Genomic DNA, 15,042 nt, shown 5'->3' on the forward strand with positions numbered 1-15,042 from the left:
TGGTGGCGCAGGACCTGGCGCAATCCGCCTGACCGGTCCAGCGGCGGGAGATGCCTCGTCTCCCGCCGCCACGGTCAGATCGACTTCACCTCGCCGCCATCCATGCGCAGCGTCGAGCCGGTCATCCAGCGCGCCCCGGGCGACACCAGGAAGGCCATCAGTTCGGCGATCTCCTCCGGCTCGCCATAGCGCGCGATGCCGGCTTCCTGGGGAAACTTCGCCGTGGCTTCCTCGACCGTCATGCCATGCAACGGCGCCCAGTGCTGGAGGTAGGACCGTCGCCGCCCCGTCATCACCGGCCCCGGCAGCACGCTGTTGACCTGCACCCCGTCGGTGATGCCGCGATCGGAGAACGCCTTCGCCAGCGCGACGATCGCCGCGTTGATCGTGCCGACCGCCGCGTAAGGCGCCTTGGGAAACAGCGCCGAGTTGCCCGACATCAGCACGACCGATCCCCCGGCTTCCTTCAGCGCCGGCCAAGCGGCGATCGTCAATCGCCGCGCGCCATGCAGCTTCAGCGCCAGGCCGCCGTCCCACTGCGCATCCGTCATCTCGAACAGATCAATCTGCGGCACAGCGCCGGCAATGTTCAACAACGCATCGATCCGGCCGAACGCGGCGAGCGTCCGGTCGACCACGGGCTGGGCCGCATCGGGCTTGCCCAGGTCGGCATCGATCACCAGCACCTCGGCGCCCGCTGCCTTCACCGCCTGGGCCGTCTGTTCAAGGTTGGAACGATTGCGCGCCACCAGCGTCAGCGCTGGGAAGTCGCGCGCGAGCCGGACCGCGGTCGCCTGGCCGATGCCCTGGCTGGCGCCCGTCACGATTGCAACTGATTTGACCATGGAAAAGCCTCCTTGGATCAGGCTGACAGGAAGTCGCGGATCGCCGCCGCGATCTCCGCCGCGTGGGTTTCCAGGGCGAAATGTCCGGTGTCGAAGAACCGCACGACAGCGGTGGGGATGTCGCGCTTGAACGCCTCGGCCCCCGCCGGCAGGAAAAACGGATCGTTGCGCCCCCAGACCGCGAGCAGGCGCGGCTTATGGGTGCGGAAATACTGCTGGAAGACCGGATAGAGCGCGACGTTGCTCTTGTAATCACCGAACAGGTCGAGTTGTACCTCATCCGCGCCCGGCCGGGCCATATAGAAATTGTCCAGCGAGTAGCCGTCCGGCGACACCTTCGTCGGATCGGAAACGCCATGGGTATACTGCCACACGGTCGTTTCCGGCTTCAGGAAATCCCGCAACGCCGCCCTGTTCGCCTCCGACCCGTCTTCCCAATACGCTCGGATCGGATTCCAGCCGTCGCTCAACCCTTCTTCATAGGCATTGCCATTCTGCGAGATGATCGCCGTGATCCGGTCCGGATGCCTGATCGCGAGGCGGAAGCCCGTGGGTGCGCCATAGTCGAAGACATAGATGGCGTAACGATCGAAGCCGACGACCTCGGTAAAGCGGTCGATCGTTTCGGCGATGCGGTCGAACGTCAGGCCGCGCCCCGGCAAGTCGGACTTCCCGAAGCCCGGCAGGTCGGGCGCGACGATGTGGAAACGATCGGCCAGCAACGGGACGAGGTCGCGGAACATATGGCTGGCGGAGGGGAAGCCGTGAAGCAGCAGCAGCTTCGGCGCGCCCTTCGTCCCGGCCTCCCGGTAGAAGACCTGGAACCCGTCCACGTCGGCGGTGCGATAGGTGATGATGGTCATTGCGCTTTCCTTTCCGTCCGATGGTAACCGCGCCTTTGGCGATAGAGCGGTTATGGTTAATGTTAATAACCTATCAATAACTTTTTTATGGGTTACTATTGTATCGCGATCAGCCCACCGCAACACCGGCGATCGCCTCCTGGATCACGTCCACGACGACGGACGGCGCGGTCACCAGCGGCGCATGGTCAACGGCAAGGGAACGGACCCGAGCGTTCATCCGTTGCGCCATGAAGTGCTGGGTCTCGGGGACGATCATGCGATCCTGCTCGGCCACCAGGAACCATGCCGGCCGGTCCTTCCACAGCGGCCGATCAACGGGGACGGTGATGCAGGCGGGCGCGATCGGCCGCTGGACCGCCGCCAGCAGCGCCAGGTCCTCGGCACCGGCATTCTGCGCGAACGCCGTGGCGAAGGCGGTGTCGGGCAGGTAGATCAGCCCGTGACCATCCGGTGCCAGCTTGGGGGCCAACGGATGCGGCGCCGCCCGGTAGAAGACGTCGGCGACGGTCTCGCCCTGGTCCGGCGCCAGGGCGGCCACATACACGAGCGCCCGCACCTTCGGATCGCGCGTCGCCGCGATGACGGCGCCGGCATAGGCGTGCCCCACCAGCACTACCGGCCCTGCTGCACGTTCCATCGTGCGCTCCAGCGCCGCCACGTCATCGGCGAATGAAGTCAGCGGCAGAGGCGCCGCGACCACCTTGCGGCCTTCAGCGACCAGGGGGGCGATCACCTTGGCCCAGCTCGATCCGTCGGCCCAGGCGCCGTGGGCCAGTACGATGCTGATCTCGGTCGGGGACATCGCGACTCTCCTCTAGTAACCTATTACATGGCACGATTGCGGTTACATCGAATGAAGATAACTTGTCAAGATAGCTTCGTCCGGTTATTTCGTGATGGCCAGCCGGGAACCGGCGCCGAAGCAAGGACTTGTGATGACCGAACGCCCACCCGCGATTTTCATCGGCGATGCGCTGGGACTGGACTTCCTGAATTCGATCGCGACTCCCGTCGATACCCCCATCGACTGGATCGACGACGGCGAAGGGCTGTTAGGTTGGCTGAACCAGGCCAAGCTTGTGCCTCCGGAGGCGCTGCGGACCGTGCGTGCCCAGGCCCTTCCCGGCGAACTCGACAACGTCGCCGATCAGGCGCGACACCTGCGCGAGTGGTTCAGAGGTTTCGTACGGAAGCATAAGGGCCATCCCCTGCCAGCAGACGCATTGGCAGAGCTGGAGCCGCTGAACCGCCTGCTGGAACGCGATGACGCTTTCAGCCGGATCGTACAGGGGAACGGGGGCCTGTCGCTTCAGGCCACGCGCCGCTGGCGTTCCCCCGACTCACTGCTATTGCCGATCGGCGAGGCCCTGGCGCGCTTCGTCTGCGCCGAGGACTTTTCGTACGTCAAAGCCTGCGAAGGACCCGCCTGCACCTTGCTGTTCGCCGACCACACGCGCCGCCACGCTCGGCGGTGGTGCAGCATGGCAATCTGTGGCAACCGCGCCAAGCAGGCCGCCCATCGGGAGCGGCTGAAGGCGCTGCAGACCGGTCAACCGTAATTGTTGTACATGGTTTTCTTGCGCATGTAACCTTCTACGCCGTGCTGACCATCCTCGCCGCCCAGGCCGCTCTTGCGATAGCCGGTGTGGAACCCATGCGGGCTTTCGCCGGATGGACGATTCACGTAGATCTCGCCGAACTGCAACTCGTTCACCGCCCGCATGATCAGCCGGTTGCTGGGCGTGAACAGATAGGCGGACAGACCGTAGTCGCTGTCGTTCGCGAAGGCGACCGCCTGGTCGAAACTGTCGACCGGCATGGCGGCGATGGCCGGGCCGAACGTCTCCTCCTGCATGATCGCCACATCGTTGGACGTCACGCCCAGCACCATCGGGAACGCCCAATGGCCCTTGGAGAATGCCGCGTCGTGCGAGGTCATGTCGAGCAGCGGCGTCGCCTTCTGCTCCAGCGCCTTCGCCACCATGGCCTGCAGCTTCTGCACCTCCACCTGCGAGATGCGCGGTCCGATCTGGACATTTTCGCTGGTGGGATCACCCACTTTCAGCGCCTTCACCTTAGCGATGAATTTTTCCATGAACTGGTCATAGATCTTTCGGTGCAGATACATCCTGTCATTACACGTGCAGACCGACCCGCCATAGAAGAACTTGGAGGTGACCGCCGCGTCGACCGCCTTGTCGATATTCGCGTCCTCCATCACCAGGAACGGCGCCTTGCCGCCCAGCTCCAGCCGGATCGGCTTGATCCGGGCGGCACCCAGCGCATAAATCTCGCCGCCGGCGCGGACGCTGCCGGTCATGGTGATCAGGTCGGTGTCCTTGTGCGACACCAGGTGCGCGCCGACCGTCCGCCCATCCCCCGGCACGATGTTCACCACGCCTTCGGGGAAGCCCGCGCGGCGGCACAGTTCACCTAGCACGAGCGTCGTCAGCGGCGTCAGCTCATGCGGCTTGATCACCACCGTGTTGCCGGTCACCAGCGACGGGCCGACCTTGCGGGCGAACAGTGCGGCGGGGAAATTCCACGCGGTGATGCCGGCGACCACGCCGAAGGGCACGCGCTGGATCCAGATCTGTTCGTCGTGGCCTTCGCCCGGCAGGATTTCCCCCTGCAGGCGCCTGGCACTTTCAGCCGCATAGCGCAGCAGGGCCGAACAGAAATGGGCATCGATGCGGGATTCGCCGACCAGCTTGCCGCCCTCGGCCGTCAGCATCTGCGCCAGCACTTCGTTGTGCTCGTCCACCAGGGCGGCAAGCTTGTGCAGGAAACCGGCGCGTTCCATCGGCGTCAGTGCGTTCCATGCCGGCTGCGCCTTTTTCGCCGCCGCCACCGCTCGGTCTGCATCCTCGACCGAGCCGGCGGCGACCGCGTCGACGGCGGATTCGTCCTTGGGATTGAGGATGTCCCGACGATCGGTGCTGGCGGACTCCACCCACGAACCACCGACGAAAATCTGGCCGCGGCCGATGCCGAAGTCTTTCGGTGTCTGGATCAACATGTTTCCTCGCTTGCTTGCGGCGGGCGTGACCATGCCGGACTCACGTGTGCCCGGGCGCGGCTAAAGGCGCTATTCCCAACCACGCCGAACGCGGTGCCGTCAAGCGGACTGCCGGCTCCCCACCTGCCCCGATGGTTGACGCCTGCAGCGACGTCCGCATGCTGGCACCGTCGCCTCGCAGGGAACCGGGGCAAAAACGGAGGAACAATGTCCAATTCGATCGCCGCCCGCGCGCAGGCCATGCCGCGTAAACGGGTCATTATTTATCTTCTGTTGTTCGCGATGACATTGATCAATTACTTCGACCGCACGGTGCTTGCGATCGCCACGCCGGAATTGATCCGCGTCTTCGGGCTCAGCCCGGTGGCCGTCGGCTACCTGCTCTCCTCTTTCATCTGGAGCTATGCGCCCTGCCAGTTGCCCGCCGGGCTGGTGCTGGACAAATGGGGCACACGCAAGACCGCCGCCCGCTGTATCGCGCTATGGTCGGCCGCGACGGCGCTGGCCGGCGGCGCCTTCAACTACGCGTCGCTGTTCGCGACCCGGTTGCTGCTGGGTATTGGCGAGTCGCCGACCTTCCCGCTGGCCGCGCGGGCGATCCGCGAATGGGCGCCAGTGCGGGAGCGATCGCTGGCCTTTTCCATCTCCGGCTCCGGTCCCGCGTTCGGCACCGCGTTCGGGGCTGTGGTGTGCGCGTGGCTGATCGGGGTGGTGGGCTGGCGGATGGCATTCGTCATCTCGGGCGCGATGGGCTTCCTTTGGATCCTCGCCTGGCTGCTGCTGTTCCGCGACCCCGAGGGCGCACGCTGGCTGTCGCGGGAAGAGCGGGACATGATCCTGGCCGAACGGGCGCCTGGCGGCACCACCGACACCACGCACATGCCGCTGAAGGAGTTGCTGAGCTACCAGACAATGTGGGGCTTGTTCCTGGTCCAAGGCTGCGTCAACTACACGCAGTACCTATTCCTGACCTGGCTACCGACTTACCTGGTACAGAGCCGCGGCCTCAACATCATGCATTCGGGCATGCAGACGGCGATCTGCTATCTGGGCGCGGTGGTCCTGACGCTGGTGTTCGGCCGGGTCTGCGACAGCATGCTGACGGCGGAATCGGTCAGCGCCGGCAAGCGGCGCTACGCGGTGGTGATCTTCGCCGCCGGCGCGGCGGTGATGGTGCTGGCGCCGTTCACCGCCTCGGAGTCGCTGCTGCTGCTGGAGATCACGGTCTCGCTCGCCTGCGTGCAGAGCGTGTTCGTGAACACCTATGGGCTGACCAACGACTTGCTGCATGCCGGCAAGAGCATCGGCACGGCGATCGGATGGATCCAGTTGGGCGGCAACATCTTCGGCCTCGCGGCGCCGATCGTGACCGGATACATCGTGGCGACGACGCACAGCTTCACCAGCGCGTTCGTCACGGCCGGCGCGCTGCTGGTCTGCGGGGCCCTGATCACGCTGACGATGACCCGCCGTCCGGTGGGGGTGGTCGTGCCGGGTTATCCGGGCCGACAACGGCCTCGGCGCCTCATTCGCCATGGCCGGCACAAGGCCGGCCATGGCGAGGGGGCCCAGGCTGCAACGAGGACGGTCCGCGCCGTCACGATGGAACAGGCCTGGATCACCCAGGCTGCTTTACCTTGGACAGCGACAGCGGCACGTACTGAACGCCGCCTTCCCGCTGAATCAGCATCAGCACGTTCTTCCGATCGGCCTTGCGTGCCGCCTCAACCTGCTTCTGCACGTCCCCGGCCGAGGCGACCTGGTTCTGCTGTACTTCCATGATGACGTCGCCAGGCTTCAACCCGCGCTCAGCGGCCGGGGTGTTCGGCGCAACATCAGTGATCACCACGCCCTTCTGGTCGCTGTTGAGCTGGTACTTGTCCTTCAGGTCCTGGCTCACCGGCGCGACCTTCATGCCCAGACCCGCGATGTCGGTCGGCCTCGTTCCGTTATCAGGCTGGGCCGGCTGGTCGGCGGCAGCCAGTTTCTCGTCGGAGGGGCGCTCGGCCAGGGTGGTCTCGACCGTGACCTCCTTGCCGTCACGCCACAGGACGACGGGCACTTCCTTGCCGACATCCGTATCGCCGACGATGCGCGGCAGGTTGTGCATCTCCTTTACGTCGTGGCCGTCGAATTTCAGGATGATGTCGCCGCTGTGGATCTTCGCCCTCTCGGCCGGACCACCGTCCGTCACGCCGGCGACCATGGCCCCGGCCGCGTCCTTCAGCCCCAGGCTCTCGGCGATGTCCGGCGTCACCTGCTGGATTTTCACGCCCAGCCAGCCGCGCCGCGCGTGACCATACTCCCGCAGGTCGGAGATGACCTTCTTCGCCATGTCCGACGGGATCGAGAAGCCGATACCGATCGACCCCCCCGACGGGGAGAAGATCGCCGTGTTGATGCCGATCACCTGGCCGTCCATGTTGAACAGCGGGCCGCCCGAGTTGCCGCGGTTGATCGCCGCGTCAGTCTGGATGAAGTCGTCATACTGACCCTGATGGATGTCACGACCGCGCGCCGAGACGATGCCGGCCGTCACCGTGCCGCCCAGGCCGAACGGGTTGCCGATCGCCAGCACCCAGTCTCCGACCCGCATCGTCGAGGAATCGCCGAACGACACCGTCGGCAGCGGCTTGCCCGCGTCGACCTTCAGCAGCGCGAGGTCGCCGCTTTCGTCACGCCCGACGATCTTCGCCTTGAGGATGGTGTTGTCCTGCAGGGTCACCGAGACCTCGTCCGCCCCCTCGATGACATGGTTGTTGGTCACGATGTAGCCGGAAGGATCGATGATGAAGCCGGATCCCAGCGACTGCGCCCGCCGCTCCGGCGGGGGCTGGTCATTGCCGCCGCGCTGGCCGGGACGGTTGCGGTTGAGGAAGTCCTTGAAAAACTGCTCGAACGGCGAACCCGGCGGGAAAATCGGCATCTCGGGCCCGACGCCGTTGCGCGCGGTGATCACTTGGCTGGAAGAGACGTTGACCACCGCCGGCAGCAATTTTGCGGCGAGGTCGGCGAAGCTGTCCGGCGCTGGCCGGGCCACGGCGGTCAGCGGCGCCAACGCGACCGGCGGTACGGCCAGGGAAAGCGACACGCCGAGCATCACAGCTCGGGCAATGGAGGAGCGGTAAGGACGCATGATGAAAATTTCCTGACGGCTTGGCCGCAACTGGCCCTCAAAGCGGCTTAGCAACTTACCGCATGAAAATCATGTGGGGATGCGATGATGGAAAGTTAATGTGTTGTCCGTTGGGCAACGGCGCCGCTTTCGCGCTGGCGCGCGGCAGAATGCAAGGGCATCTCGCCTGGCAAGACCACCTCCCCCCGTCATGGACCGGCTTGGCCGGGCCATCTCGTTCCGTTGCGGCACCAGATGGCCCGGCTAAGCCGGTCCATGACAGACGACGGCCCTGCGTGGGCGCTGTCCTGACGCTCATAAGGAAGCGAGACACAGATACCAAGGTCTTGGATCAAGCTCCCGCGGCCCAACGGCCCCTGGATCAGGCCTTCACCGCGACGCCCTGCTCCTTCAGCAGCGTCTCCAACTCGCCGGTCTGGAACATCTCGGTCACGATGTCGCAGCCGCCGACGAACTCGCCCTTCACGTAGAGCTGCGGAATGGTTGGCCACTGGCTGAACTGCTTGATGCCCTCACGCAGTTCCATGTCCTCCAGCACGTTCGCCGACTGGAAGGGCACACCCATATGGCTCAGGATCTGCACAACGCGGGCCGAGAAGCCGCATTGCGGGAACATCGGCGTGCCCTTCATATACAGGAACACGTCGTTCTTGCTGATGTCGCTCTGGATACGCTCTGCGATGTCGGACACGGGGGAATTCTCCTGCTGCGGCGCCATACGCCACGTGATCGTCATATCATTATTCGGGTGCCGAGGTCTGCAATGCAAGGGCGTGCAATGCGCCGCCCATCCGCCCGCGCAGTGCGGCATAGACGATCTGGTGCTGACGGACGCGCGAGAGACCGCGGAACTGGTCGCTGATCACGGTGGCGGCGTAGTGGTCGCCGTCGCCAGCCAGATCCTCGACGGTCACCTTCGCATCGGGCAAGGCCTCCTTAATCAGGGCCTCGATCTCGCTCGCCTCCATCGCCATCAGTTCGCGTCCTTTTCGGCCATCCAGGTCGGGAAGAAGCGCGCATGGGCAGCGCGCAGGTCCATAACCGATAGCGTACCCCCATCCGGCAATGTCAAATCCTGCCCGCCCGAAGTACCCAGGCGCATCGCCGGCACGCCCGCCGCCTCGGCCTGGCGCAGCAGCGTGGCGGCGTCAGGGACGGCGATAATATAGCGGCCCTGGTCCTCACCGAACCAGAAAGCGTGGCCGGGAACGTCGCGGGGTTGCGCCAGGACGCGGGCCCCGACCCCGCTGGCCATGGCCATCTCGGCCAGCGCCACCAGAATCCCGCCATCGGACACGTCGTGGCACGCGCGGATGGATCCGTCCAGGATGCGCGCCCGCACGAAGTCACCGTTGGCACGTTCCGCTTTCAGGTCCACCGGCGGCGGCGCGCCGTCTTCCCGCCTCGCGATCTCGCGCAGCCACAGCGACTGGCCGAGCCACCCGGTGGTTTGACCGATCAGGATGAGGTCAAGCCAAGGCGGCAAGGCCAGCCCCACCGCCTGGGCCGCGTCTTCCAGCACGCCGAGGCCGCCGATCGCGGGGGTGGGCAGGATACCTTTGCCCTCGGTCTCGTTGTAGAGCGAGACGTTGCCGGACACGACCGGGAACTCCAGCGCCTCGCACGCAGCGGCCATACCGCGGATGGCGGCGGCGAACTGGCCCATGATCTCGGGCTTTTCCGGATTGCCGAAATTCATGTTGTCAGTGATCGCCAGCGGCTTCGCGCCGACGGCGGTGATGTTGCGCCACGCTTCGGCCACCGCCTGGGTGCCGCCGGTTTCGGGATCGGCCTGGCAGTAGCGGGGGGTGCAGTCGGTGGTCAGCGCGAGCGCCCGCTTCAGGCCTTCCAGCTTCACCACCGCCGCGTCCGCCGCGCCGGGGCGCTTCACGGTCTGGCCGCCGACCGTGCTGTCGTACTGATCCCAGACCCAGGCGCGCGAGCACAGGTCGGGACACGCCACCAGCGTCTTCAGCGCCCGCGTCAGGCCGAACCGGTCCTCGATCCGCGCCGGGTTCAGCTTCTCCAACCGCGGCGAGGCGGTGGTCGGGCGCGTATAAAGCGGCGCCTGGTCGTTCAGTGGCGCCAGCGGGATATCGGCCTCGACCTGGCCCTTGTGGCGAACGGTGATGCGGCCGGTGTCGGTGATCCGGCCGATGACGGCGAAGTCCAGGTCCCATTTGGCGAAGATGTCGCGGGCAAGCTGCTCGCGGTCCGGACGGATGATCATCAGCATCCGCTCCTGGCTTTCCGACAGCATGAACTCATAGGCGCTCATGCCTGTCTCGCGCGCCGGCACGTTGTCGAGGTCCAGTTCGATCCCGACACCGCCCTTCCCCGCCATCTCCACGCTGCTGCTGGTCAGGCCGGCGGCGCCCATGTCCTGGATGGCGACGATCGCATCGGTGGCCATCAACTCCAGGCACGCCTCGATCAGCAGCTTTTCGGTGAACGGATCGCCGATCTGGACGGTGGGGCGCTTTTCCTCGCTGTCGGCGGAGAACTCGGCCGAGGCCATGGTCGCACCATGGATGCCGTCGCGGCCGGTCTTGGAGCCGACATAGACCACCGGGTTGCCGATGCCGGCGGCCGCGGAGAGGAAGATGCGGTCCTTGCGCGCGATCCCCACCGTCATGGCGTTGATCAGCGGGTTGCCGTCATAGGCCGGGTGGAAGTTGATCTCCCCGCCCACGGTGGGCACGCCGACGCAGTTGCCATAGCCGCCGATGCCGCGCACCACGCCGTCGACGACGCGCTTCGTGCGCGGGTTCTCCGGCCGGCCGAAACGCAGCGCGTTCAGGTTGGCGATCGGGCGCGCGCCCATCGTGAACACGTCGCGGAGTATGCCCCCGACCCCGGTCGCCGCGCCCTGGTAGGGTTCGATGAACGACGGGTGGTTATGGCTCTCCATCTTGAAGATGGCGGCAAGGTCGTCGCCGATATCAACGACGCCGGCGTTCTCGCCGGGGCCGTGGATCACCCAGGACGCCTTGGTCGGAAGCTGCTTCAGCCAGACGCGGCTGGATTTGTAGCTGCAATGCTCCGACCACATCACGCTGAAGATGCCGAGTTCGGTCAGCGTCGGCGGGCGATTGCCCATGATCGAGAGGACACGGCCGTATTCCTCGGCACTGAGGCCGAAGCTGCGAGCCAGGGATTCGTCAACGGCGGGTGTGGAGGAGGATGCGTCGGTCATCGGAAACGGCTGTATAAAGGCCGACCGGGCGGTTCGCCATCCCTGTCGGGGTAGTGCCTTCGCCATGCCAACGAGGGGAGGGCCCGCCCTACGCCGCGGCCAGCGCGTCGAATAGCGGTTTCCCGTCGTCCCCGCCCATCAGCGGGTCCACCAGATCCTCGGGGTGCGGCATCAGGCCCAGCACCCGCAGGTTCGGGCTGTAGATGCCGGCGATGGCGCGGGCGGAGCCGTTCAGATTGGCCTCGGCCGCGACGTCGCCCGTTTTCGTGGCGTAGCGGAAGGCGACCCGGTTCTCCCCTTCCAACCGGTCCAGCGTCGCGTCATCCGCGAAATAGTTCCCATCCCCATGCGCCATCACCGCTCGGAATGTCTGACCGAGTTGGTAGCGGCTGGTGAAGACCGTGTCCGCCCGCTCGACCTTCAGGTGGCAGTCCATCGACAGGAAACGCAGCGAGGCGTTGCGCAGCAGCGCGCCAGGCAGGATGCCGGCCTCGACCAGGATCTGGAAGCCGTTGCAGACCCCCAGGACGTAGCCGCCCCGGTCGGCGTGGTCCCTGACCGCGCGCATGATCGGCGACTGCGCGGCCATCGCGCCACAGCGCAGGTAGTCGCCGAAGGAGAAGCCGCCCGGAATCACCACCAGGTCGACCCCGGACAGGTCGGTGTCCTTGTGCCACAGCATCCGCGGCTTGCGGCCGAACGATGCCTCCAGCGCGATTGCCATGTCACGCTCTCGGTTGATGCCGGGGAAGAGGATGATGCCGGGGGTCATGCGGTCCTGTCCGTGCCTCAGGGGGGTAGTCGGGGGCGTTGCTCGTGACCTGGTGTTTAGCGCCGTCGCGACGCCACGACAACGAAGCTTGGCCGCCGGGGAGGCCGACGGGGGCTGCCCCAAGGGCAGACCCGAGGGAACAGGTTCCGGAAGACAAGCCGCCGGATCAGTCCAGTTGGAATCCGTAGACCTCGCGGAACAGGAAGACCGCGGCCAGCAGCGCCGTGACCGGGAAGATCAGCACGAACACGGTGGCATTGGCCTGGCCGATCGCGGCGAACAGCGAGGGGAAAAGGAAAATCCCCATGAACACCGTCAGCTTGTTGAAGACATAGGTGACGCCGCCGACGATGCCCCGGTACTGCGCACGCGACACGACGGTGGCGATCGTCAGCGGATTGGTCACCGCCCAGATGTGCCCCCACATCACGATCGCCGCGGCGAACGGCAGCAGCAGCGTGCGGCCCGTGTAGAGCGCAAACGCCGCGAGCAGCAGCCCGACGATGACCGTAGCGAATCCCCAGATCCCGATCCCGCGATGCCCAAGCTTGGGCAGCACCGCCGGACCGACCCAAGCGGCGATGCCGGCGATGAACCAGATCAGGCCGGTCATCAGGCTGGTGCCGATCAGTGACGACACGCCGACCATCATGAAGACCACCGGGATGTAGAACCCGAAGGTGGAGAACTGCCCGCCGCAGCAGAAGAAGGAGATCCAGGCATAGAGCGCGGCACGCCAGCGCAGCGGGTCCTGGCGCAGGTCGTGCAGGAACTCGGTCACCCTGGGTTTACGGATGACCATGTCGGCGTCCGGCAGCATCGCCAGGTCGTCGTTGTACATCCGGCGCGAGACGACCTTGGCCTCCCGGAACCGCCCCTGGCGGACCAGCCAGATCGCCGTTTCCGGCAGGTCGGCGCGCATCAGCAGGATGATCAGCGCCGGCACCGCGCCCAGGCCGAGCACGACGCGCCAGATCAGTTCGTGCGACATGCCGAAGACCAGGAACAGCGCCACGACGATCGAGCATACGACCTGCCCGGCTGCGAACATGACCTGCCAGCGGTTGCCCATGACCTCTCGCCGGCCTGTGGGCAGGTATTCCATGATGTAGGTATAGCCGGTGGTGACATCGGCGCCGAGCGGGATGCCGAGAACGAAACGAATGGCCAGCAGCATCTCGACGCTGGTGGAAAAAGCCTGGGCCAGCGCGAGGACGATGAACAGCGCGATGCTGGCGATGAACATCACGCGCCGCCCGAGCTTGTCGGTCAGCCAGCCGCCGAGGACGGCGCCGACCAGCGCACCGGCCTGCACGCCGGCGGCGCTGAGGCCGAGCAGGACGACGGGCGGATTGTATTGCTCGCGGATGAACGTCAGGACGAAGGCGATCGAGTAGAAATCCCAAGCTTCGACGAAGAGCGAGGCGAGCATCAGGATGCCGATATAATTGCCCTTCGGCGCGTACGTACTGGCAAGATGTCGGACGGCGCTGTCCATGGCCGCCTGGGAGGCGGCCTGCTGAGGGACGGTGGTCGACATGAACGGTGGCTCCCTACCCCATATTGTTCTTTTCGGATCAAGGAGCGCACGCTCGCTGGTCCTGTGGGCGAGAATGCTGCGTTGGCGCGGGAGGCTCGTCAAGATTGGCAGAGCTGCCGGTGGCGATATACCGCCAGATCCGATCCGGCTTCGTTACGGCCCGATGCGCGGAAATCGTTAGGCAAGTTTTCGTTAGTTCATCGTATCGTTGTTTTGTTTCCGTCGATACGGATACTCCTCCTGAGGGTATGGTTGCATGGCGATACCAAATCGGCGGCGCGTGACGCTTGAATGGCATGATGACCCCGGGTCAAAACGCTTTTGGTTGAAACTGGGATTTTTTGACACAGACGGCACGGATGAACGCAGCTTCTCCGGGGTCTGCTGACGTGCCGCCTGGCCTCGGACAAGGAATCCGGAGGCACCACACCCGCCCCGGAGACTGTGCTCATCTGCGTTCATCCGTGCCCACCTGTGTTGAATCGCTTTGCCATCAACCGCCTCGACAGATGACCAAGACCACTCAACTGTCCCAGCACCGATCGCCAAAGGCCCGGCACGACGGAAGAGGCATCGGCGTCCCCAAGCCGCGCCGGCACCCCGATACCCCCCGTTACCGTAACTCCCTCCCGACCGGAAGAACCCCTGACCGAACCAAGCGGACTTGCCTTCCTCCGAGTCCCGCGTGACGATGCACGCAAGCAACGCACCCCCTTCGGAAGGAAACCATGTCCCAACTGGCTGCCGTCAATGCCGGTCCGCGCCTGGACCGGCTGCCCCTCGGTGCGTTCCATCGCCGCATCCTCGCATTGATCGCGGCGGGCATGTTCTTCGATGCGTTCGATATCTATCTGCAAGGCAGCCTGCTGGGCGCGCTCGTGCATGACGGCTGGTCCACGCCGGCGATCAACGCGCAGTTCCTCTCCAACACCTTCCTCGGCATGCTGATCGGCGCCGCCGCCGCCGGCCTTGTCGGCGACTGGCTTGGCCGGCGCGTGTCGTACCAGATCAACCTGGCGATCTTCGGACTGGCCTCCCTGGCCGCAGTGTTCGCACCCAGCATGCAGGTGCTGATCTGGCTGCGCCTGTTCATGGGCATCGGCCTCGGCGCCGAGATCGTCGTCGGCTACAGCACGCTGGCCGAGTTCATCCCCCCGGCCTACCGCGGCCGCTGGGTCGGCCTCTTGTCGCTGTTCACCAACCTGGCGGTCACAGCGACCGGCTTCGTCAGCCTTGCGGTGATCCCGACCATCGGCTGGCGCTACATGTTCCTGATCGTCGGCATCGGTGCCCTTGGTGTCTGGATCGCACGGAAGAACATGCCTGAGTCGCCGCGCTGGCTCGAATCGAAAGGCCGCATGGCGGAAGCCGAGGCCATTCTGTCTGCCATCGAGGCCGAATGCGGCGGCGCGGCCAGCCTCCCTGCCCCCGATCGCAGGGTTGTCGATACGTCCGCCATCCCCGATCGCCTGTCCTACCTGTTTTCCCCCCAGATGCTGCGCCGGACCGTGCTGGCCGTCCTGACGGCCGTCACGACGACCGTGGTGCTGTACGGGTTCAACGGCTGGCTGCCGACCTTCCTGGTCAAGCAAGGCCATGGCATCGTCGCGACGCTGGCATTCACCGCCGTGATGGGACTGGGTGCGCCGGTCGGCTCGGTGCTGGGCA

Annotated in this window: 12 protein-coding genes and 1 pseudogene; 3 read left to right on the plus strand and 10 right to left on the minus strand. The window is 65.6% G+C overall.

Annotated features, from left to right (window positions below):
* Positions 1 to 74: 74 nt before the first annotated feature.
* The 3 genes from VHB27_RS05755 to VHB27_RS05765 form a co-directional block, all read right to left on the minus strand.
* On the minus strand, positions 75 to 845 hold the full coding sequence (locus tag VHB27_RS05755; RefSeq protein ID WP_325598118.1) for an SDR family oxidoreductase: 771 nt from the start codon (positions 843 to 845) through the stop codon (positions 75 to 77).
* Between the two features lie 17 nt (positions 846 to 862).
* A complete protein-coding gene (locus VHB27_RS05760; protein WP_325598120.1) occupies positions 863 to 1,708 on the minus strand; it encodes an alpha/beta fold hydrolase in 846 nt (281 codons plus the stop codon).
* A gap of 109 nt (positions 1,709 to 1,817) precedes the next feature.
* Entirely contained in the window at positions 1,818 to 2,513 is a 696-nt protein-coding gene (locus tag VHB27_RS05765) for an alpha/beta fold hydrolase (protein WP_325598122.1), read from the minus strand.
* Positions 2,514 to 2,646: 133 nt separating this feature from the next.
* Here VHB27_RS05765 and VHB27_RS05770 point away from each other — a divergent pair, with 133 nt between their 5' ends.
* Positions 2,647 to 3,270, plus strand: a complete 624-nt coding sequence (locus VHB27_RS05770) for a CGNR zinc finger domain-containing protein (protein ID WP_325598138.1) — start codon at positions 2,647 to 2,649, stop codon at positions 3,268 to 3,270.
* On the opposite strand, the gene VHB27_RS05775 is transcribed toward VHB27_RS05770, so the two are convergent.
* A complete protein-coding gene (locus VHB27_RS05775; protein WP_325598124.1) occupies positions 3,261 to 4,730 on the minus strand; it encodes an aldehyde dehydrogenase family protein in 1,470 nt (489 codons plus the stop codon). The two genes, VHB27_RS05770 and VHB27_RS05775, sit on opposite strands and share 10 nt — an antisense overlap.
* A gap of 282 nt (positions 4,731 to 5,012) precedes the next feature.
* Here VHB27_RS05775 and VHB27_RS05780 point away from each other — a divergent pair.
* Positions 5,013 to 5,963 (plus strand): annotated as a pseudogene (locus VHB27_RS05780) (MFS transporter); the annotation flags it as partial.
* A 385-nt stretch (positions 5,964 to 6,348) separates the two neighbouring features.
* On the opposite strand, the gene VHB27_RS05785 reads toward VHB27_RS05780, so the two are convergent.
* The 6 genes from VHB27_RS05785 to VHB27_RS05810 all read right to left on the minus strand — a co-directional run bounded on the left by VHB27_RS05785 (position 6,349) and on the right by VHB27_RS05810 (position 13,374).
* Positions 6,349 to 7,866: a DegQ family serine endoprotease gene (locus VHB27_RS05785; protein WP_325598126.1), complete on the minus strand. Its 1,518-nt coding sequence runs from the start codon at positions 7,864 to 7,866 to the stop codon at positions 6,349 to 6,351.
* Between the two features lie 361 nt (positions 7,867 to 8,227).
* A complete protein-coding gene (gene grxD / locus VHB27_RS05790; protein ID WP_325598140.1) occupies positions 8,228 to 8,584 on the minus strand; it encodes a Grx4 family monothiol glutaredoxin in 357 nt (118 codons plus the stop codon).
* 22 nt (positions 8,585 to 8,606) lie between these two features.
* Entirely contained in the window at positions 8,607 to 8,840 is a 234-nt protein-coding gene (locus tag VHB27_RS05795) for a BolA family protein (protein WP_325598128.1), read from the minus strand.
* A complete protein-coding gene (gene purL, locus VHB27_RS05800) occupies positions 8,840 to 11,062 on the minus strand; it encodes a phosphoribosylformylglycinamidine synthase subunit PurL (protein ID WP_325598130.1) in 2,223 nt (740 codons plus the stop codon). The genes VHB27_RS05795 and purL overlap by 1 nt, the downstream gene beginning before the upstream one ends.
* Before the next feature lie 88 nt (positions 11,063 to 11,150).
* Positions 11,151 to 11,834, minus strand: a complete 684-nt coding sequence (gene purQ / locus VHB27_RS05805; RefSeq protein ID WP_325598132.1) for a phosphoribosylformylglycinamidine synthase subunit PurQ — start codon at positions 11,832 to 11,834, stop codon at positions 11,151 to 11,153.
* Positions 11,835 to 12,000: 166 nt separating this feature from the next.
* Complete coding sequence (locus VHB27_RS05810) at positions 12,001 to 13,374, minus strand: MFS transporter (RefSeq protein WP_325598134.1); 1,374 nt, start codon at positions 13,372 to 13,374, stop codon at positions 12,001 to 12,003.
* 728 nt (positions 13,375 to 14,102) lie between these two features.
* On the opposite strand from VHB27_RS05810, the gene VHB27_RS05815 reads away from it, so the two are divergent.
* Positions 14,103 to 15,042 (plus strand): MFS transporter (locus VHB27_RS05815; RefSeq protein ID WP_325598136.1); only part of this gene is annotated, 940 nt, incomplete at its 3' end.

The sequence above is a fragment of the Rhodopila sp. genome, from assembly GCF_035548235.1.
Classification (GTDB): domain Bacteria; phylum Pseudomonadota; class Alphaproteobacteria; order Acetobacterales; family Acetobacteraceae; genus Rhodopila.